The sequence below is a fragment of the Bifidobacterium tibiigranuli genome, assembly GCF_009371885.1.
Lineage (GTDB): Bacteria > Actinomycetota > Actinomycetes > Actinomycetales > Bifidobacteriaceae > Bifidobacterium > Bifidobacterium tibiigranuli.
Genome location: NZ_QLZA01000005.1, coordinates 22,772 through 42,095, shown reverse-complemented (window position 1 = coordinate 42,095; position 19,324 = coordinate 22,772). Strand labels below are relative to the sequence as shown.

The window sequence follows — 19,324 nt, the reverse complement described above, 5'->3', positions numbered from 1 at the left end:
GAGCGTGTCAGGGAACATAGCCCTAGATCTCAACAGCGGGAGTCCAATAACTATTTAGCTTCTTCGAACCATTCGCGCTCCTCGCCATCCTTCAACGTCACATGCCCCGTCTCGCCCGACATATGCTTAACGCGATGCGCGATCTCCTCGTGACGCCCGTGCACCATAGGCCGCTGAACCGGATTGCCGAGGTAGCCGCAGGTGCGCTTGGTGACGTTGCACTTGTCCGGGTCGGCGTTGCCGCATTCGGGGCATTTGAAGCCTTCTTCGGTTGGCTCGAAGTCGCCTTCGAAGCCGCATTCGAAGCAGTGGTCGATCGGGGTATTGGTGCCCAGGTATCCGATGCCGATGTTGTAGGCGTAGTCCCATACCGCTTCCAGCGCCTTGGGGTTGGCTTGCAGGCAGGGGAATTCGCAGTAGTTGATGAAGCCACCGGCTGCGTAGTACGGGAAGTCCTTCTCGTAGTCGAGCTTTTCCATCGGGGTGGGCGAGAGCCATACCGGGTAATGGAAAGAGTTGGTATAGAAGTCGTGATCAGTGACGCCTTCGACCTTGCCGAACTTTTCACGGTCCATACGGTTGAAGCGGTCGGTCAGCGATTCGGCCGGGGTGGAGTACACCGAGTAGTGGTATCCCTCTTCGGCCTCCCACTGCTTGCACAGCTGGGTCATGCGCTTGACGATGGACAGGGCGAATTCCTTGCCCTGGGGGTCCCAGCCGTGGTCGCGCATCCAGTCTTTGCCGTAGAACACGGAGGTCGCTTCGTACAGGCCGATGTAGCCCAGCGACACCGTGGAGCGGCTGTTGTTGAAGAGCTGGTCGACATTGTCGTTCGCGCCGAGGCGACCGAAGGCGCCGTAGCGGAACAGAGTCGGCGCGTTGACCGGCGTGGCCTGCTTGCAGCGCATGATGCGGAATTGCAGCGCCTGGTGGGCGATTTCCATGCGCTCGGCGAAGAGCTTCCAGAAGCGGTCCTTGTCGCCGTGCGATTCCAGCGCGATGCGCGGCACATTCACGGTGACGACGCCGAGGTTCATGCGCCCGTCCTCTTCGTCCTCGCCGGTCTTGGGGTTGATCCAGCCTTGCAGGAAGGAGCGGCAGCCCATCGGCGCCTTGAAGGAGCCGGTGATTTTGACGATGTTCTCGTAGAAGACCACATCGGGGTACATGCGCTTGGTGGAGCACTCCAATGCAAGCTGCTTCATGTCGTAGTTCGGGTCGCCTTTGCCGGCGTTGATGCCGTGCTTGATGGTGAACACGAGCTTGGGGAAGATCGCGGTGTGGCGGTCCTTGCCCAGGCCTCGGATGCGGTTAAGCAGCATCGCGCGCTGGATTTCGCGGGCGAACCATGTGGTGCCCAGTCCGAAACCAACGGTGACGAAGGGGGTCTGGCCGTTCGAGACACGGTTGGAGTTGATCTGGTATTCCATGGTCTGCATGGCGTCGTAGATGGCCTTGCGGGTCATGATCTTCGCGTAGACCTCGCGCAGCTGCTCAAGTTCGTCGGCATTCGTGTCGAAGGGAACGTCAGCCGGCAGCGGCTCGCGGTTCTCGAAATGCAGGTTGTCGGGCTCCTGGGCCTTCAATCCCGCAATCTGGGCACGGACCGCCTCAACCGGCATGATATCCGGAATCATCGCGTGCGCAGCTTTGAGATTCTTGTCGTAATCCTTGCGGGCGTAGGGCTCAAGCATCTCGTCGGCGCGGTTGACGGTCTGGCCGCCGTACTGTGCCCCGGCGATGTCCTTGATGATCTGCGTAATCTGCGTCGAGGCGGTGCCGATGGACTTGGGCGAGTCCATCATGGCGTTGCCCAGCGCGAAACCGTGCGCCAGCATGTCGCCGAAGTCGGGCAGCGAGCAGTTGTTCATCGAGGTGAACGGCGAATAGTCAGCGTCATGGAAGTGGATGTCGCCCTTCATATGGGCGTTCGAAACCGCGTCGGGCAGCATCGAGAACGCCGAGGCCTTGGAGACCGCACCGGCCAGCAGATCACGCTGAGTGGCGTAGACGTTCGAATCCTTGTTCGCGTTCTCACGCACCAGCGATTCGTCGCGGTTCACCAGCCGGCTGACCGCCTCGTTGATGTCGGTGGCCTTGGCACGCTCGATATCCTTGTTCAGGCGATAGCTCGTGTAGGTGCGCGCCACGTCGTACAGATGGTCTTCGATGAGGCCGTGCTCGACCAAGTTCTGGATGTCTTCGATTTTGGCCGGGCCATTGTAGCGGCCTTGGATCTCTCCCTCGACCTGATTGGCGAGGTCACGGATGAGCTGATCCTCCTCAGGACCGACTTCCTTGTCCAAGTCCGAAAAAGCGGATTTGACCGCGCCGATGATGTTGATCGGATCGAATTCGACAACGCGCCCATCGCGCTTCTCCACGAGCACGGTGGCGATTGCACCTTGTGTGCTGAGTGTGCCGACAGCGTCCAGAACCTGCGTTCCCATCTGAATTCCTCCCCGTAGCCCACCTTGGGCCGCGCAAAACTACATTTATGTAAGTAATTACACTATAGCAAGCATGCACCACAACATCTAGTAAATCTGCGATGTTATCTACCTACATATAGTGCTTTTTGGCTTTATTGCGCCAAATTACATCATTGTGGTTTGGCGCGTCGGCGCGTCGCCAGCGTGTCGCGAATACTGCCTGCCAGCCCACTGCCCGCTCCTCGGCACGTCGGTCAATATACCCGCGTTCGGCGACAGCGAACCATACCCCTGCGTGCCGCGATGTCCGTTCTCTATAGGACTGTAGAGGGCATGAGTTCTGCATACGGCTATGGTTCACTGACGCGCTCCGCCGCGCCGCAGCAAGGCATGCCTCCCGCAGGCGAAGGCCCGAAATCCCCCGACCAATTGCCGCGGCTGGCTCGCGACACGACCGCCGAAAACCCGTGGCCGGTCAATATACTCAGCCAGAAGTTCCACGATTCCGTGGCCCGCTGGCCCGAGGCTTGGGTAGAGGGGCAGATTGTCGAGATCAACATGCGTCGGCCCACTTCCGGCTATATCACCCTGCGCGACAACTTCGAGGAGATATCCCTGCCGGTTATGGGATTCAGGACCTTCGTGTCCAAGGCACGCGAATTTCATCAGGGCGATCGTGTGGTAATCCACGGTAAGCCAGACATCTGGATGAAAGCCACTCGCCTGAGTTTCGTGGCTGATGATATCCGCCGCGTCGGCACGGGTGACTTGAAGGCCCAGATTGATGAGCTGCGCAAAAAGCTCAAGGGCGAAGGCCTGTTCGACGCCGAGAATAAGGTGCCGCTGCCGGAGTTTCCAGCGTGTATCGGGCTGATATGCGCCCCGCAGGCGCGAGCCGAAGGCGATGTGATCACGAACGTGAATCTGCGCTGGCCCATAGTACAGTTCAAGATCGTGCATGCGCACGTGCAGGGGGCACAGTGCCCGAGTGACGTAATCAATGCAATCCAAATGCTTGATCAGGACCCGCAGGTTGACGTGATTATCGTCGCCCGAGGCGGCGGCAGTTTCGAGGATCTCATCGGCTTCTCCGATGAGGGCGTAGTACGTGCTGCTGCAGCGTGTCAGACTCCGCTGGTCTCCGCCGTCGGCCACGAAGACGATTGGACGCTGATTGACTTGGCGTCCGATTTGCGCGCGTCGACGCCGACCGACGCGGCCAAGCGCGTGGTGCCTGATGTGCGCGAGCAATGGCAGCTCATCGAGTCCGCCCGCATGCAGATGCATATGCGGGTCAGTGCGCGCGTCGACAACGAAATCCGTCTCATCGACGGCTATGCGAACCGACCGAGTCTGACCCATCCGCTCACCATGCTCGAACCACACCAGCGCTTCCTTGACGACGCTCGGCAGCGCATGGAGCGTGGGCTCACGCGCATCGTCGACGACGCCAGCCTGACCGTCGAAAAGCTGCACGCCAGTCTGACTGCGCTCAGCCCGCAATCTACGCTGAATCGCGGGTATGCCGTGGTGCAGGGCGAAGACGGGCGCGTGGTCGACGATGCGCGGGATGTGCACATCGGCGACGAGCTGACGCTTACGCTCAAGCATGGCGTCGTGGTGAGTCAGGCCACTGCGGTCGGAGATCAGCAGCAAAGCAAATCGAAATAGATTTCGACACGAATATCAGACATACCAAAACATATAAGCAATCAAGGAGCAATGATGAGCACAGCAGCAGCCAGCAACGACAACACCAAGAACACGGACGAAGAAACCTCCACCCCAACCGCTCCGGCCTCAAGCCTGAGCGACAAGGAACGCGACGCCATCGCCGCCATGCCCTACGAGGAGGCACGCGACCAACTGATTCAGGCCGTGCAGGCGCTGGAAGCCGGCGGCCTCAACCTCGATCAGTCAATGCGCCAATGGGAGCTGGGCGAAGCGCTCGCCAAGCGCGCCCAGTCACTGCTGGGCGAAGTCCGCGCAAAGTTGGGCGCCGCCCAAGCCGAGCAGGAGTCCTCGGCGGAGATGGCTGGTACTCAGTCCAACTTGGACTGAGTACCATTCGCAGGCTTAGCGCCTGCTCACCTCACCTACGGAGAACCCACAGGGTTCTCCGCTTAACGGTTCGGCCCAGTCCAATTTGGATTGAGTACCATTCGCAGGCTCAAACGCCTGCCCACCTCGGCTACGGACAAGCCACAGGCCTGTCCGCTTAACGGCTCGGCCCAGTCCAATTTGGATTGAGTACCCCTCGCAAGCTTAATGGCTCACCGAACCGCAATCGTGGCTAGGAGCGCGGCGTGGTCTGAACCCGGGACGTGTGCGACGGTGACCTGACCGGCGGTTATGCCTTGGTCGAGCACCACGTGGTCGATGCCAGCGAAGGCTGGGATGTGCGGCCGGTTCTGCGGCCAGGTGAAGGTGAAACCGTGTCCGGCCTCCTGCGCGGCGTCGCGGAAGCGGGTGCCGAGGAAGTTTCTGAAAGCCGTGTGGTCGGTGGTCGCGTTGAAATCGCCCATGAATACATAGTGCGCATCGGTTCTGGTGCGCATCATGCCCAGCTCGTCCTGCGAGCGTCGCCACTGCTCCCACATTCCCGGTTTCGGCGAGGTCGTGTGCACGCTCACGAAGCGTATTGCCGTCTTGGAGCCGTTGAACTGCACCGTTCCGCCCGGCATGAAGGACGCGCTCGAATCGACCTCGTCATCCACCGGATTGCCTAGGGGCGAGGCCGACCATAAGCCGTTGCCGTAGACGCCGTCGGAGGAGGAAACCTGCGAATATGGCAGATAATCGCCGAGTCCGGCTGCCTTCAATGCTGCGATGAACGCGTCGGTCGTCTCCTGCAAAGCAAGCACTTCGATATGCTGGTCGCGCACGAGATTGACGATGGTTCGCGCATCGGCATGTCCTTTATATACATTCATCGTCATCACGCGCGCATAGGCGTCGTCCGTGTTGGGCCTTACCGAGGACACGGCATTATTGGCCCCAGCGGGCAGGCCTTCTCCGGGCCGGAAGAAAGGAGTCTGCCACCATATCTGCACGCCGATGAGCACCAGCGCCAGCAGAGCTACGCCCCAGCACCTCGCGACGAGCGCCAGCATCAACGCCAGCGCTGCCAGTAGCGTGAACCACGGCGTAACCGACACCACTACAGGCACGTACGGCAATGATTGCAAACTTTCCGGCAGCATCCGCGCGATGGCGCCGAGCAGCGCGACGAACGCGAAAAGCCCCGCGAAGGCACCAAGAATCCGATGCCGACCCTTATGGACGTACGGTTGCGAAGCGGCTGCGGCCATGAATTCCTCCCTTATGAACGTTCACACACTAATCCAGCAAGCTGTGAATGCACAAGCCCCGGGCGAAATCCCAACTGCGGCAACCAGCGCAGCCAACTCAGGGGTAGAGGTACTTACCCTGATCGATTTTGCGCGATACATCGCGCAGCTCGGCTGCGAGCTGGCGATCCTCGTCACTGCCCTTCGCCATTTTCTTCGCCTTGCGGTCCAAGCCGCTCTGGACGCCGAGGAACCCGCTCACGCCGATCGCCACAGCCACTCCGAGACCTATCAGCCACCCCATGCCTGCCTCCTTGCCGCGCGGTGCTGCACTGCCGTAGCACTACTCCATCGTTGGTTTGCTGCCGCCGTGTTATTGACCTCATCATACCTCTCCTCTGCGAAACGGAACTCGCGTCAACGTCGCATCAAGGCAATCGAGGAATGCCGCAACTTAGAGTATCCGCCAACACATCTCGAAGAATCTAGGAAGCAGAGTCAGAGTCAGCAGCAGAAACAGAGACAGAATCATCGACGGCACTGCCGCTGTCTGATTGTGAATGACCGTCATCAGTGGCGGAACACGGCGAAGGCGCCACACCTTTGATAAACATCTCCACAAACTGCTCGCTGTAAGGAACAATCGCGTCCCTGACGCTCGGATCCAACGCGCCCTGGCTCATCATGCGCAGGTAGAGCAGCAGGAATTCGTCGGAATATTTCAGGTCGATGCTGCCTTCCTTGCGCCCCTTGGCAAACATGGCAAGCATGACGTCGAAGGATTCCTTGGTGTATCTCGCCCGCAACTCCTGCATGCCCGGCCCTTCATCCTCGGCGTACCAACGCATGAGATTGTCATAAAACTGAGGGCTCACGCTGTGCAGATGATCCAGCTCGCAACGGGTCAACGCCCTCATCAGCTGCACGAACGGCATATCCTGCGTGATGATCTGCTCCGCCTCTTCACCGAGCTGACTAAGGAAACGGTCAAACACCGCCGAAATCAGCCCTTGCTTGGAGCCGAAATAGTTGAATATGGTAGCTCGCGAAACGTGAGAGCGTGCCGCGACCTCCGCGATGCTTAAGGTCTCCGCGCTTTCGCTCGAGTCAGCGTTCATGAGGTCGAATGCGGCGTCGAGCACCTGCTCCTTTTTGGCCAAGGTGCGGCGCTCGAAGCCATTCATATCGATCCCTTCTGTTTCGGCTCTGCCCATACGCGATGTCATGCGTGTTGCCATGCACATCGCGCATACGAGGCAGACCCTAGTGTTTACAGTCTATAACGGCTGTTGCGACACGTTCGCGGCGAGGAGATTTAACGCGAAGCAACCCTCGCAAATCTGCAACGCTCCCAAGAATCGCATAGTTTTATACTTTCTATGAAAATAAGTCTATAATATTCTGTATTCGTTGGTATATTCTATGTACCGACGACGGACAGCCAGCAATGGCCTGATAAAAGGAGTTCCTTATGGGCAGTGTCATTGCAATAGAGCAGCTGCGCAAATCATTCGGCAGCGTCCACGCGCTGGACGGTGTGTCATTCAATGTCGGCGAAGGCGAAGTCGTCGGCTTCATCGGGCCGAACGGCGCGGGCAAGTCGACCACCATCCGCACGCTGCTCGGCATTCTGCGGCGCGACGGCGGCAGCGCGACGATTTTCGGCAAGGACGTGTGGAGCCATTCGCAGGAAATCCACCGTCGGCTTTCCTACGTACCCGGCGACGTGTCGCTGTGGGGCAACCTGTCGGGCGGCGAGATCATCGACCTGTTCATGAAGCTGCACGGCGGCGGCAGCGCGGCCCGGCGCAATGAGCTTACCGAGCGTTTCGAACTCGACCCGCGCAAGAAGGCCAAAGGCTATTCGAAGGGCAATCGGCAGAAGGTCGGACTGATAGCGGCGCTGTCCGTGGATTCCGACCTCTATATTCTCGACGAGCCAACTTCGGGCCTCGATCCGCTGATGGAATCGGTGTTCCAGGAGGAAATCGCGTCCATCAAGGCGCAAGGCAAGTCTGTGCTGCTCTCCTCGCACATCCTGAGCGAGGTCGAACGCCTGGCCGATAGGGTCGTCATCATCAGCAAGGGCGTCATCGTCGACAGCGGCACGCTCGACCAGCTGCGCCACCTGACCAGATCCACGGTGACCATCTCGGCAGTCGGCGACCTTGGGACGCTGGAGCATCTCGAAGGCGTGCACGATTTCGTGCGCAAGGGCGTATCAGCCACGTTCTCGCTCGACAATGCCGCCACCAATGATGTGCTCCGGCATGCCACCAAACTCGGCATCACGAAGTTCGAGGCAGTGCCGCCCACGCTCGAAGACCTCTTCATGCGCCACTACGCGGCCTGAAAGGAGGTTCACGATGAAACAGCAATTCGAATCATGCGCGACTTTGCTCGTGCAGTACCTGCGCCGCGACTGGAAGAAGATCCTCGTCTGGGTGCTGGGCCTCGGCCTGTTCTGCAGCGTCTATGTGCAGGCCTTCGAGAAGGTCGCGCAAGGCAACGGCCATGTCGGCATGTTCATCACCATGGGCAATCCGGCGATGATCGCGCTGGTCGGCCCCACGCCCATCACGAACGCCGCCGATTACACGGTCGGCGCGATGTACGCCCAGGAGATGCTGCTGTTCTGCAGCATCATGGCTATGGTCGTCTCCATTCTGCACGTCGTGGGCCACACCCGGCATGAGGAGGATCTCGGCCTGAGCGAGATGATTCGTGCCTTCCCCGTGGGCCGACAGGCGAGCTCGCTAGCGGTCGTCATCGAAACCATCGGCATCAATATCGTGCTCGGAGCGTTCACCGGCGTAGTCATGGCGAGCTTCCGCGAAGCCTCAATTAGCTTTGCAAGCAGCATGCTTTTCGGGTTCTCGCTCAGCATCGCAGGAATACTCGGCGCTGCGATCGTATTGGTATTCGCGCAGATCATGCCGACCGCCTCGGGCGCGAGCGGCGCGTCGCTTGGCGTGCTCGGCGTGCTGTATATTCTCAGGGCCGCAAGCGATGGGCACAACGAGACGCTTTCCCTTGTCAATCCGCTGGGGTCGACCTACCTCGCCTACCCTATGACGCAGAACCGGTGGTGGGTGCTCTTGATCGCGCTAGGGTATTCCGTAGTGCTATTCGCCGTCGCCGCGCTGCTGGAAAACGGCCGCGATATGACGGCGAGTTATATCCCCGAACGGCTCGGTCGCTCGCATGCGCGGCGAGGGCTGTTGTCGGTGCATGGGATGCTGCTGCGGCTCAATCGTGGCATCATCATCGCCTGGCTGGTGGCCTTCGCCTGCCTGGGCGCTGTATACGGCTCGATTTACGGCGATATGCGTACGTTTCTGGACAGCAACCAGCTCATGAAAATGATGTTCGTGGATTCGGGAACGTCGCTTGAGGCATCCTTCACGAGCACGATTCTCATTGTGCTCAGCGGCTTGGCCGCCATACTGCCAATCGTCATCGTCAACAAGCTCTACGCCGAGGAGACGCGGCTGCACTTGAGCCAAGTCATGTCCACACAGGTCACGCGCAGCCGACTGTTCTGGACGAATATCGCACTGGCCTTCATCTGCGCCGTGCTGGGCACGCTGCTCACCGCCGAGTCGCTCGGCGCTACGGCCATTTCCTCCACGTCCGGGCATATGTCGATCGGCATAGGCGATTTTCTCGCGGCAGGATTCAACCAGCTTCCGGTGATGCTGATTTTCGTCTCGCTCGCGGCGCTGCTGCTCGGCCTCGCCCCGCAGCTCGGCAAGGTGGCATACGGGTATCTCACGTACGCGATTCTGCTGAGTTATTTCGGCAACATGCCTGATCTGCCGAAGTGGGTGACAAAGACCTCGCCCTTGAACTGGATGCCACGCATGCCCGTGGACTCCTTCAAGCCCGCGCCGTTCCTCGCAGTCACGGCGGCCGTGATCGTCATGACCGTAGTTGGCGCGTGGAGCTACTCGCGTCGCGACATGCGCGAAGGAGCCTAGCATTCTGAAGGCATCGTGCGTTGTGGCGTGCTGGGTTCAGATGTGACCCAGCACGCCACAACTAGCTGAACTCGCGGTGCCATGTGCGGCCGCATTCGTTGTTATATTTTGCGTTTTTGCATTGTGGCGCATGCAATTTCCCGTTGCACGCCGCTATCGGCGTTATGTGAGGCGTTAATCCACCCTCGCGGAGGTCTATCCACGTTATGTGAGGCGCTATTTCCTGATGAGCCGAGTATAGAGCAGTCGGAAACCGCCATTTTCGGGAGAAGTTACTTGAGGCCCCATAGATTTAACGCCTCACCTAACGCAGATACACCCATATTATCCAGCAACCCAGATGCCCGGCCGTCTCAGCCGTCGCAATTCCGTGTACAATGGATGCTCGTTGCCCGGGTAGCTCAGTGGATAGAGCACCGCTCTCCTAAAGCGGGTGTCGACGGTTCGAATCCGTTCTCGGGCACAAAGTTTCAAACCCTTACAGCCCACAACTATGTAAGGGTTTCGTATATCCGGCAAAGACGGATTGGCGTCGCACCCCTGCTGGTAATCTTCTACTCAATCGTTTGGCTCGTCTCAACATCTGCTAGAAGCGGGCTAAATCTCTATCCAGAAGGATACGACTTCAATGAAGAGGAGTGAATAGAGATGAATGACTCAAAGAGCAAGAATCGGCATACGGCAGGTGTCTTGTCGAACAGCAAAGAAAGTCGAAAACACGCAGTTCCCTCATCGAGTGTTGATACGAAATTACAGTCAATAGAGATATCGGGTTTGAAGGTTCCTCTTAGAGACGGTGCCCTGGTCGATCGCGTATCGTCCTTGATTGAACAGACTCAATCAATCGTGGCCAGGCAAGCCAATGCTGCCCTCACCTTGATGAATTGGCACATCGGACGAATGATTGATGTCGAGGTGCTTAACGAGAGTCGGGCAGAGCATGCTACAGAACTTGTTGCGTCACTGGCGCAACAATTGACATCAAAATTTGGACGTGGCTTCGACCGAACAAATTTGTACAGAATGGTTCGGTTTTCCCAAGTTTATCCAGATTCCCGATTTGTTGCGTCACTGGCGCAACAAATCAGTTGGACCCACTTCCGTGAATTACTTCCAATTTCGGATGACGAGGCAAGAAATTTTTATGAGCGGGAAACCATTGAACGCAAGCTCAGCGTTCGCGAGCTACGTCATGCTATCAGCCGTAAGGCTTTTGAACGTCGGAAGATAGCTGACGCGCAGATTCCCGATGGGTCGGACGTGCCTCTGGATACGTTCCGCGATCCGATGCTGCTGGACATGCTCGGACTCAAAGACACCTATCTTGAACGGGATCTTGAAGAGGCAATCGTTCGAGCACTTGAACCCGTGCTGCTGGAAGCTGGGCGTGGTTGGACATTTGTGGCTCGACAGAAACGAATGACCTTTGACGGTGATGACTACTACCTCGATCTGCTCTTCTACTCACGCCCGTTGAAACGACTGATTGCCGTGGAATTGAAAATCGGGAAATTCAAGCCGAGTTACAAGGGTCAAATGGACTTCTATTTGAAGTGGCTCGACAAAAATGAGCGTGAATCCGGCGAGGAGCCGCCGATTGGTCTGATTCTATGCACAGAAGCGAATCGCGAGCAGATCGAACTTCTAGAGATGCACAAGGACGGCATCGTTGTCGCAGAATATTGGACAGCTCTCCCGCCAAAAGCCGACCTGGAAAACAAGATCAGAGAAATCTACCGCGAGGCACAGGAACGAATCGCGCGTCGACAAATCACTACAGCGGCAGCCAAGGACTCCGATGATTACACAGTGCGCACTCATGAGAAACCGCACTGAAAACCTAATCCAAGCTTCTGGGCGAAGACGATTGGGAACTGGCACCCTAATTTCTCCCCCGGCCCCATACCCTATTTTCTTTTATGCCTTCCCAAATATCGCCCCGCATAACGTTCACAACATGAGACGCGCGGGCATAATGGCATGGCTGCCCTTAGGATATGTCCTTGTGACACATGTCACAAGAGAGGAATGTCAAGAAATGGGAACAGTGAAGAAGGTCGCCGACTGGCTGACCACATGGTTCACGCTTATCGTGATCGCATGGGCTGCATTCAATTATTTCGTGCCCGCCACCAGTGTGTGGGCAAAAAGCTACACCGGATATCTGCTCGGCATCGTGCTGTTCGGCATGGGGCTGACGCTGTCGCTTGAGGACTTTGCGCGCATTTTCAAGCAGCCGCTGATGGTCATCGTCGGCACGGTCGCCCATTACGTGATCATGCCGCTTGTCGCCGTGCTGCTGTGCTGGATTTTCCGCCTTGAAGGACCGCTGGCCGTAGGCGTCATCCTCGTCGGCTGCTGCCCATCTGGCACGTCGTCGAATGTGATGAGCTTCCTGTCACGCGGCGATGTCGCGCTCGACGTTTCCATCGGCTTGCTGTCCACGCTGCTCGCCCCCTTCATGATTCCACTGCTCATGCAGCTGCTCGCCTCGAAGTACGTCGCGATCCCGTGGCAGTCGCTGCTCATCAACGCGCTGACCGTCGTGCTGCTGCCGATTGCACTGGGCGTGATCTGCCATATGATCTTCAAGGAGAAAATCGCAAAGGTCACGGTTGCACTGCCCATCGTCTCGCAAGTCGCAATTCTGCTGATTATCGGCGTCGTGGTCGCCGCAAACCAGGCCAAGCTCTTCAGCGCCGCCACCATGCTCGCGATTCCGGTAGTCATACTGCACAATCTATGCGGTTACAGTCTCGGTTATGGCTTCTCCCGACTCATGTACAAGGTCTATCCGAAGGGCTTCGGATACGCGCAGCAGAAGGCAATCACCTTCGAAGTGGGCATGCAGGATTCCGGCTTGGGCGCCACTCTGGCCCTGACCTCCTTCGCCGCCGCCCCGATTACAGCGATCCCCTCCACCTTCTTCAGCGTGTGGCACAACATCTCCGGCTCCGTGCTCTCGGCGTGGTGGCGCAAGCACGACGACAAGCTCGGGATTGCGCAGAATGCGGGTGCTTCGGCTGAGGCCGAAGCCGAGCACGCAGGTGCCGCAGCGGCTGTGACCGCCTGAAACATGGAGCTGCTTGCGGCATGACGTTTGCTCTTCCGCAACAATGCAGTTCCTGTGGGGGAGGAGATTTATCTCCTCCCCCACTTTTTTGTCCCTGGATTCTTCTCGACTTCCCGCACACTCCGCGTCCCTGTTTCGTTTAACTCCCACTTCTCAAATCCCCTTTTTCAAAGCTCCAAGGATGAAGCAGCGCAAAATCGCGACCTCATAAATTGGTTCATTGGTATATTTATTGCACCACTTGCCCGAAAACTTCTCGAAACATTCCATAACATTGTTGTAAACATAGATATGTCACCCTGACCGTGGTCCATTCATTGAACCAGTAAAGGGAGAAAAACATGAAAAGCCATTTCAAGGCAATCGCGGGATCTATCCTCGCCGCCGCAACTATGCTGACACTCGTCGCGGGCTGCGGCTCCTCTTCGTCAACATCCGAAGCCTCTTCCTCAAGTACGGCAAAGGCGAAAGTCTCGACACCGGCAATTCAGACCAACGGCGTACTCACCGTGTGCGCTGCATTCAGCACTGGCAATCCACCAACCTATTTCAATGATTCCGCCAACAACCCAGTTGGCGCGGAAGTCGAGATGGCGAAATGGATCGCCAAGGATCTTGGTCTTCAAGTCAAGTTCCAAGATATCGCTTTCGCCTCAATAATTCCTGCATTGCAAGCGGGCAAATGCGACACCATCATGTCTTCGCTCTATATCAAACCGGAACGCGAAAAAGTCGTTGACATGATTCCTTATCTCATGTCCGGCTCCGAAGTCGCCGTGAAAAAGGGCAACCCAAAGAATGTAACCGGTATGGATGACAGTCTGTGCGGACTGAAAGTCAGTGCCGCGGTCGGCAAAACAGCGACGCTGCAGGCCGAAGCGCAGGCCAAGCAGTGCACTGCAGATAATAAGTCCAAACTCACGGTAGTGCAGACCGATCAGACCACCGCAGCCGTGCAGCAGCTGGTCAACGGCCAAGTGGATGCCTACGTCGGAGAGACGCCAGTGGTCTTGTATTACCAGTCGAAGCAGCCTGATGCCTTCGAAATGGTCGGCAAGGAATTCGGCTCGATCACAGTCGGTGCCGCTGTCACCAAGGGCAACACGAAGCTCGGCGACGCCATCAAGGCATCGTTTGCATCGATGAACAAGTCCGGCGACTATAACGCAATTCTCAAGAAGTGGAACATGTCCAGCCTGGCCTACAAGTTCTAGTCGAGAGGAATCACAATATGCGTTTTGATTGGGCCTTTCTCTGGCAAAGCCTCTTTCATCCCTCGCCGGTGTATCTTGCCGGCTTGGGGATGACGGTGGTCATCTCCATCCTCGCGATGGCCCTTGGCGTGGTGCTCGGTCTAGTGCTTGCATTGATGCGTCTGTCCCACAGCCGGGTTCTGAGCACAATTTCCGCTGTGTATGTGTGGATTATGCAAGGTATACCGCTGTTGGTAGTTCTCGTAGTGATTTATCTGGGCCTCGCGGCGGCGAATATCTACAAGTTCCAGGACGTGCATGCCCTCGGTTTAGTCGTGGCAGGTTCAGTCAGCGCTGCGATCGTGGGACTCACGATGAACAACGGCGCGTATGTCTCGGAGATTATCCGCTCCGCGATAACCGCCGTTCCCGAAGGGCAAGCCGAGGCATCGAAGGCGCTGGGCCACACCGGCTTCTCCTCGATGCGCTACATCATTCTGCCGCAGGCCGTGCGTACCATGATCCCCCCGCTAGGTAACCAGTTCAACACCCTGATGAAGAACACGTCACTGCTGAGCATTATTGGCGTGAGTGAGTTGTTCCTGGTCACACAATCCGTCAGCTCGGCGACCTTCAAGACCTTCGAAATCTTCTTGGTCACCGGTGTTTACTATCTGCTGCTCACCACGGTCTGGACGATTGTGCAGAACGAAATAGAGTGCCATTTGAGCAGACAACTCGGCATCCCCGCGCAAAGCATGCTGCACAAGGCCTTCTCCTCTATCTTGTCAGTATTTTCACGCAAGTCCGCAACAAACGCGCCGGGTCTTGCAGTGAAACGTTCTGAATTATCTGAATCGAAAGAGGCGTAACGATGATTTCCGACAGCAAGCTGCCTGACGGCGACACCATCGTCAGCGCACGCAATATTTCTATGGCTCGCGGCAACAATGTTATTCTACGTGATGTCTCGCTCGACGTGAAAAAAGGCGAGGTCGTGGTGCTGCTGGGTCCTTCGGGTGCCGGGAAAACATCCTTCCTACGCACCATCAATCTGCTGAATTCTTTCGAATCAGGAGAGATGTATGTCGACGGACACCGCATGGGATACAAGCGCACGAAATCAGGTGCCTACACCAAGGACAACAAGCATCTTGCTGAGCAGCGGCGCAACATCGGTTTCGTGTTCCAGCATTTCAACTTGTTCCCCCATATGACGGCGCTGGAAAACGTTTGGCACACACCGGTTCGCATCATGAAGCGGCCCAAAGAACAGAGCATAGCGGAGGCATCCCAGCTGCTCGACAAGGTTGGCCTTGGCGACCGCATGGATCAGCATCCGCGTTCCTTGTCTGGCGGCCAGCAGCAGCGTGTGGCCATCGCGCGTGCTTTGGCGATGCATCCTGCGCTTATGCTGTTCGACGAGCCGACAAGCGCATTGGATCCTGAAATGACCGGCGAAGTTCTGGGAGTTATGCAGAATCTCGTCGCCGAAGGCAATACGACTATGGTCATCGTCACCCATGAAATCGCGTTCGCCCGCCAAGTGGCGGACCGGATTGTGGTTATGGCCGACGGTCATATCGTAGAGCAGGGATCACCCGCAGCGGTGCTAGATAATCCGACAAATGCACGAACGCGGGAGTTTCTCGCCAAAGTGGTCTGAACCAATTGGGTTATACTTTCCAGTCAGTGCATAATGATGGATTGATTGGAGGGGACAGCCATGAAAGAGACCGGCAACGCAGGAGGCGACGTTTTCCTAAAGACAGGCATGGGAAAGTCTGCGGAAATCGCCGCCTTGCTCGAACAACGTATATGGCAGGGAGATTACCCAATAGGCTCGAGGTTGCCCAGCGAGCGCACACTTGCTGCAGGTTTCCATGTATCCCGCAATACCCTGCGCGACGCAATCGCAATCTTGGCCGAGAAGAATCATGTCGCCACGCGATGGGGAGCTGGCACGATTGTGCTCGGCTCCGACGAAACAACCAAGGCCATCGAGGCAAAGTTCAGCGAAGTGCTTCCTGAGTGGGACAACATCATCGAATTGCGCAATATGGTCGAGCCTCATGTGGCTGCTTTGGCCGCACGCAAGGCCGGGGCGTCCGATTTGATTACGCTGAGCACCATCCTTGAACGGTCGAGTCCAAGGATGCAACCACGCGAATCTCTCAAAATGGATATGGAATTCCATCTCGCCATCGCCAAAAGCACTGGAAACCCTCTGGTTGCGGCACTGCTGGAATTCGTAAACGAAGCCACAGAGGAGACACGTGGCAAGACGCACGAGACCATGTCCAGACGCAAACTGTCGCTTGACGGCCATGTCAGAATTTTCAACTGTATCCGAAAAGGCGACGCACAAGGTGCCGAAGAAGCTATGCAACGGCATTTGCAAGAGGTCGGCGACGTTGTGAAAACGGTGGACAAAGATATTTGACAAGGTTGGTAGAACCGTGCACAAAGTCAAGCAGGACGAAACATAGCAGCGTATCAAGGACCTATTAGCGCGCATTAATTAGTTCTCAGTAGGGCTCTTCCACCGTTGGGGACGCGCCAAGGGAATCGCGCGGGCTGTGATCGCGTATACGATGGGGCAATAAGACCGGCGCGGGTTGAAACCGGTGAGACAGCTTGGAAAGAAGGCCGCTGATGACCGTGGCACATTGTGGTTCCGTTTCGGCGCTCTCTCTTGGGCTGCCCGTTTCCTGCGCCATTCCCGAGGCGAAGGGCACGCTGCCCAAGCAGATGTTCACCGCAAGGACGCCAGTTTCAGCCAAGCTCAAGCAGCGTTTCGCCAACGACGTCGAGGGCATCACCATACTGGCTCTGCTGCGGCCGAATACCATCGGCGTCGCTGCGGCCCCAGAGGGCAGAGGGCCTGCAGAGGTCATGGTCATCGGGATTCAGCATCGGGGCGCAAATGCTCCGGTAGAAGTCATCGAGCATATCGCTGGGATGCGGCGTTCTGGCATCGTGTTTGTCTGCGTGAGCGACGAGGTGCCAGCGGAAGCCCAGGAGTCGCAGCCACAAGAGTCACAGTCTGATGGCGGTGAAGACCAAGAATCACAATCCGCAGCGTCCCATGGCGAATCCTGCGCTTTCGCGGTGCAGCACGCGATGCCCGGCAAGGCGGGGCGCCCCCGGACCAACAGGGTATTCGTCAGCGACTATCAGCCAAGCAGCAAGGCCAAACTCGCGATTGCCGGCACCACGCTCGATGAAGTATGGGAAAGTCTCAGCGCCCAAATCGTCCTCGGCAGCACTGACGCCCACGACCTCGATGCACGCATAGCAAACCGCGACAGCCTCGCATCCTTACGCGCCGACGAAGCCAAACTCGTCAAGGATCACGCCCGGGCCAAGCAACCGGCGCAGCGCAACGAACTCTACGCCAAGCTGCACAAGCTGCGCGTCGAAATCAGTCGGCTGGAAGCTGAGTAGTAGCTTCTTCCGTTATCTCGTCGTACAGCCGTGTAAGCCTCTCCTCGCGTACGTTTTTCTCAAGCTCGCACTCCCAGACATCGATTACGCGCCAGCCCATCGCAGCAAGCTTCGCATGCTGTTCGTGGTCACGCTCGCGATTGCGCAGCAGTTTAGCGCTCCAATATTCCACGTTGGATTTGGGCATCGTGTGCTTGGCGCAGTGCTCATGGGCGTGCCAGAAGCACCCGTTTACGAAAACGATCACATGCCATTTTGGCAGCACCACATCGGGATGGCCCGGGTAGCGCTTGTCGTTTTTGCGGAAACGCAATCCGCGCGAGAACAGGTAACGGCGCACCTCCACTTCGATGGCTGTATCCTTGCCGTGGATATGCGACATCGTGTAGCTGCGCGTGCCTCGTGCGTACTTTTCTGCACGCTCCCTCGGTTTGCGTTCCTTCTTAAGGCTTTTCTTGCGATTCTTCTTGCGCTTGGCCGATCTAGGCTTTGACAAGCTGGCCGATTGCGATGGTGAAACCGCCTTTATCGCTTCAACTTCCTCAGTTGATGACAACGCTCCCCCGCTATCTGGCGTCTCGCCTTGCACGATGGATTCCTCAGCTTCATTCACGACACCCATTATCTCTCGCAGGATCAAAACGTAAAGCGAAATTCCTAGAATGGAATCACGACCCTACTATTCAAGGAGGAATGATGAGCAGACTCAATGGCAAGCGCACCGAGGCCGAACGAGACGGCCTGAAGGTGAATGTCGCGATACTCGGTGCCGGGCGCATCGCGCATCATATGGCCGAAACGCTCAACGCCATGACCGAAGACCCCCGATATGCCAATCTCGTCGCGCCTTATGCGGTCGCCGCGAGGGATGGCGAGCGGGCGGCGACCTTCGCCAAGCAATACGATATCCCGGTTTCCTACGGTTCATACGAGGAGCTGCTGGCCGACCCGGAAGTCGATCTGGTGTATATCGCCACGCCGCACAGCCTGCATGCCGAGCAGGGAATCCAATGTCTCAAAGCCGGCAAGAATGTGCTGGTTGAGAAATCTTTCACCGCCAACGCCTCGCAGGCGCAGGAACTGCTGGATGTCGCACACGAAATCGAGCTGCTGTGCACCGAGGCCATCTGGACGCGGTATATGCCCTCGCGTGGCATCATCGACGACATCATAGCTTCGGGCGCGATTGGCGAAGTCCGCACAGTGAGCGCGAATCTGGGCTATGTAGTGTCCGGCAAGGCGCGCATGATCGACCCGGCGCTGGCTGGCGGCGCGCTGCTCGACGTCGGCGTATATCCGCTGAATTTCATCGATATGGTCATGGGGCCGCGCCCGATCAAGCGAATCAACACCGCCATGATTCGCCACGAAAGCGGCGTCGACGCGCAAAGCTCCACCACCATCATCTATCAGGACGGCACAATAGGCATCGCCGACAGCTCGATGGTCTCCGTCTCTGACCGCAGCGCCTCCGTCTGGGGCACCAAGGGATATCTCGTGTGCGAGAACGTCAACAACGTGGCGTCGATTGACGTTTATGACCCCAACCACAGACTCGTCAAGCGTCACGACGTTCCCGAGCAGCTGACCGGCTACGAGTATCAGGTGGCCTCCGCCGCCAACACGATTCTCGATGGCAAAGGCGAATGCCCCGAAATGCCCTACGCCGACACGATGCGCATCATGCGGCTCATGGACCGGATTCGCAGTCAGTGGGGTTTGAAGTATCCCTTCGAATAGATTGAAGCATTCCGCGGTCTTATCTGTCAGTCTTTTCACGTGGATTCCCACATAGTGCTTTTACACGGTGTTATTCCATTACACAGTGACACTCCGTGCAGTGCGCCCGGAGCGATACAGGACGATACGCGGATTCGGTAGGCTGGTAGGGACGGAATCAATTATCGGC

The 19,324-nt window shown here is 57.4% G+C and carries 17 protein-coding genes and 1 tRNA gene; 13 read left to right on the top strand and 5 right to left on the bottom strand.

The window, feature by feature from the left end:
- Nucleotides 1-50: 50 nt before the first annotated feature.
- A complete protein-coding gene (gene nrdD, locus DDF78_RS05255; protein WP_152580799.1) occupies nt 51-2,450 on the bottom strand; it encodes an anaerobic ribonucleoside-triphosphate reductase in 2,400 nt (799 codons plus the stop codon).
- Nucleotides 2,451-2,822: 372 nt separating this feature from the next.
- Between nrdD and xseA the strand changes: the two genes are divergently transcribed.
- Both xseA and xseB read left to right on the top strand, forming a co-directional pair.
- Entirely contained in the window at nt 2,823-4,103 is a 1,281-nt protein-coding gene (gene xseA / locus DDF78_RS05250; RefSeq protein WP_237564568.1) for an exodeoxyribonuclease VII large subunit, read from the top strand.
- A 51-nt stretch (nt 4,104-4,154) separates the two neighbouring features.
- Entirely contained in the window at nt 4,155-4,493 is a 339-nt protein-coding gene (xseB, locus tag DDF78_RS05245; RefSeq protein WP_237564685.1) for an exodeoxyribonuclease VII small subunit, read from the top strand.
- Nucleotides 4,494-4,705: 212 nt separating this feature from the next.
- Here the strand turns inward: xseB and DDF78_RS05240 are convergent, their stop codons facing one another.
- From DDF78_RS05240 to DDF78_RS05230, 3 genes are all read right to left on the bottom strand, one after another.
- Nucleotides 4,706-5,743: an endonuclease/exonuclease/phosphatase family protein gene (locus DDF78_RS05240; protein WP_152580802.1), complete on the bottom strand. Its 1,038-nt coding sequence runs from the start codon at nt 5,741-5,743 to the stop codon at nt 4,706-4,708.
- Nucleotides 5,744-5,840: 97 nt separating this feature from the next.
- Nucleotides 5,841-6,026, bottom strand: a complete 186-nt coding sequence (locus DDF78_RS05235; RefSeq protein ID WP_152580803.1) for a hypothetical protein — start codon at nt 6,024-6,026, stop codon at nt 5,841-5,843.
- Between the two features lie 181 nt (nt 6,027-6,207).
- Nucleotides 6,208-6,906, bottom strand: a complete 699-nt coding sequence (locus DDF78_RS05230) for a TetR/AcrR family transcriptional regulator (protein ID WP_162000719.1) — start codon at nt 6,904-6,906, stop codon at nt 6,208-6,210.
- A 287-nt stretch (nt 6,907-7,193) separates the two neighbouring features.
- Between DDF78_RS05230 and DDF78_RS05225 the strand changes: the two genes are divergently transcribed.
- The 10 genes from DDF78_RS05225 (at nt 7,194) to DDF78_RS05180 (ending at nt 17,415) form a co-directional block, all read left to right on the top strand.
- Nucleotides 7,194-8,075 (top strand): ABC transporter ATP-binding protein, encoded by an 882-nt coding sequence (locus DDF78_RS05225; protein WP_152580805.1) that lies wholly within the window; start codon nt 7,194-7,196, stop codon nt 8,073-8,075.
- A 13-nt stretch (nt 8,076-8,088) separates the two neighbouring features.
- Nucleotides 8,089-9,702, top strand: a complete 1,614-nt coding sequence (locus tag DDF78_RS05220) for an ABC transporter permease (protein ID WP_152580806.1) — start codon at nt 8,089-8,091, stop codon at nt 9,700-9,702.
- A 390-nt stretch (nt 9,703-10,092) separates the two neighbouring features.
- Nucleotides 10,093-10,165, top strand: a tRNA-Arg gene (locus DDF78_RS05215).
- Nucleotides 10,166-10,350: 185 nt separating this feature from the next.
- The gene (locus DDF78_RS05210) at nt 10,351-11,538 is read left to right on the top strand and encodes a PDDEXK nuclease domain-containing protein (protein ID WP_152580807.1); all 1,188 of its coding nucleotides are present in this window, start codon (nt 10,351-10,353) and stop codon (nt 11,536-11,538) included.
- A gap of 202 nt (nt 11,539-11,740) precedes the next feature.
- Nucleotides 11,741-12,775 carry a bile acid:sodium symporter family protein gene (locus DDF78_RS05205; RefSeq protein ID WP_152580808.1) on the top strand — a complete coding sequence of 345 codons (1,035 nt, stop codon included), beginning with the start codon at nt 11,741-11,743 and terminating at the stop codon, nt 12,773-12,775.
- Nucleotides 12,776-13,116: 341 nt separating this feature from the next.
- Entirely contained in the window at nt 13,117-13,989 is an 873-nt protein-coding gene (locus DDF78_RS05200; protein WP_152580809.1) for an ABC transporter substrate-binding protein, read from the top strand.
- A 17-nt stretch (nt 13,990-14,006) separates the two neighbouring features.
- Nucleotides 14,007-14,840, top strand: a complete 834-nt coding sequence (locus DDF78_RS05195) for an amino acid ABC transporter permease (RefSeq protein WP_152580810.1) — start codon at nt 14,007-14,009, stop codon at nt 14,838-14,840.
- 2 nt (nt 14,841-14,842) lie between these two features.
- A complete protein-coding gene (locus DDF78_RS05190) occupies nt 14,843-15,634 on the top strand; it encodes an amino acid ABC transporter ATP-binding protein (RefSeq protein WP_162000720.1) in 792 nt (263 codons plus the stop codon).
- 60 nt (nt 15,635-15,694) lie between these two features.
- On the top strand, nt 15,695-16,411 hold the full coding sequence (locus DDF78_RS05185) for a FadR/GntR family transcriptional regulator (RefSeq protein ID WP_152580811.1): 717 nt from the start codon (nt 15,695-15,697) through the stop codon (nt 16,409-16,411).
- 212 nt (nt 16,412-16,623) lie between these two features.
- Entirely contained in the window at nt 16,624-17,415 is a 792-nt protein-coding gene (locus DDF78_RS05180; RefSeq protein WP_152580812.1) for a DUF4391 domain-containing protein, read from the top strand.
- Here DDF78_RS05180 and DDF78_RS12105 read toward each other — a convergent pair.
- A complete protein-coding gene (locus DDF78_RS12105; RefSeq protein WP_272869820.1) occupies nt 17,393-17,911 on the bottom strand; it encodes a very short patch repair endonuclease in 519 nt (172 codons plus the stop codon). The two genes, DDF78_RS05180 and DDF78_RS12105, sit on opposite strands and share 23 nt — an antisense overlap.
- 200 nt (nt 17,912-18,111) lie before the next feature.
- On the opposite strand from DDF78_RS12105, the gene DDF78_RS05170 reads away from it, so the two are divergent.
- Nucleotides 18,112-19,155: a Gfo/Idh/MocA family protein gene (locus tag DDF78_RS05170; RefSeq protein WP_152580813.1), complete on the top strand. Its 1,044-nt coding sequence runs from the start codon at nt 18,112-18,114 to the stop codon at nt 19,153-19,155.
- Nucleotides 19,156-19,324 lie beyond the last annotated feature (169 nt).

What these genes read in the sequence shown, in the direction of transcription:
- DDF78_RS05225 (WP_152580805.1), top strand. Translation starts at nt 7,194, where the DNA reads ATGGGCAGTGTCATTGCAATAGAGCAGCTGCGCAAATCATTCGGCAGC.
- DDF78_RS05220 (WP_152580806.1), top strand. Translation starts at nt 8,089, where the DNA reads ATGAAACAGCAATTCGAATCATGCGCGACTTTGCTCGTGCAGTACCTG.
- xseA (WP_237564568.1), top strand. Translation starts at nt 2,823, where the DNA reads ATGCCTCCCGCAGGCGAAGGCCCGAAATCCCCCGACCAATTGCCGCGG.
- nrdD (WP_152580799.1), bottom strand. Translation starts at nt 2,450, where the DNA reads ATGGGAACGCAGGTTCTGGACGCTGTCGGCACACTCAGCACACAAGGT.
- DDF78_RS05185 (WP_152580811.1), top strand. Translation starts at nt 15,695, where the DNA reads ATGAAAGAGACCGGCAACGCAGGAGGCGACGTTTTCCTAAAGACAGGC.
- DDF78_RS05180 (WP_152580812.1), top strand. Translation starts at nt 16,624, where the DNA reads ATGACCGTGGCACATTGTGGTTCCGTTTCGGCGCTCTCTCTTGGGCTG.
- DDF78_RS05235 (WP_152580803.1), bottom strand. Translation starts at nt 6,026, where the DNA reads ATGGGGTGGCTGATAGGTCTCGGAGTGGCTGTGGCGATCGGCGTGAGC.
- DDF78_RS05190 (WP_162000720.1), top strand. Translation starts at nt 14,843, where the DNA reads ATGATTTCCGACAGCAAGCTGCCTGACGGCGACACCATCGTCAGCGCA.
- DDF78_RS05205 (WP_152580808.1), top strand. Translation starts at nt 11,741, where the DNA reads ATGGGAACAGTGAAGAAGGTCGCCGACTGGCTGACCACATGGTTCACG.
- DDF78_RS05210 (WP_152580807.1), top strand. Translation starts at nt 10,351, where the DNA reads ATGAATGACTCAAAGAGCAAGAATCGGCATACGGCAGGTGTCTTGTCG.
- DDF78_RS05230 (WP_162000719.1), bottom strand. Translation starts at nt 6,906, where the DNA reads ATGAATGGCTTCGAGCGCCGCACCTTGGCCAAAAAGGAGCAGGTGCTC.
- DDF78_RS05195 (WP_152580810.1), top strand. Translation starts at nt 14,007, where the DNA reads ATGCGTTTTGATTGGGCCTTTCTCTGGCAAAGCCTCTTTCATCCCTCG.
- DDF78_RS05240 (WP_152580802.1), bottom strand. Translation starts at nt 5,743, where the DNA reads ATGGCCGCAGCCGCTTCGCAACCGTACGTCCATAAGGGTCGGCATCGG.
- DDF78_RS05170 (WP_152580813.1), top strand. Translation starts at nt 18,112, where the DNA reads ATGAGCAGACTCAATGGCAAGCGCACCGAGGCCGAACGAGACGGCCTG.
- DDF78_RS05200 (WP_152580809.1), top strand. Translation starts at nt 13,117, where the DNA reads ATGAAAAGCCATTTCAAGGCAATCGCGGGATCTATCCTCGCCGCCGCA.
- xseB (WP_237564685.1), top strand. Translation starts at nt 4,155, where the DNA reads ATGATGAGCACAGCAGCAGCCAGCAACGACAACACCAAGAACACGGAC.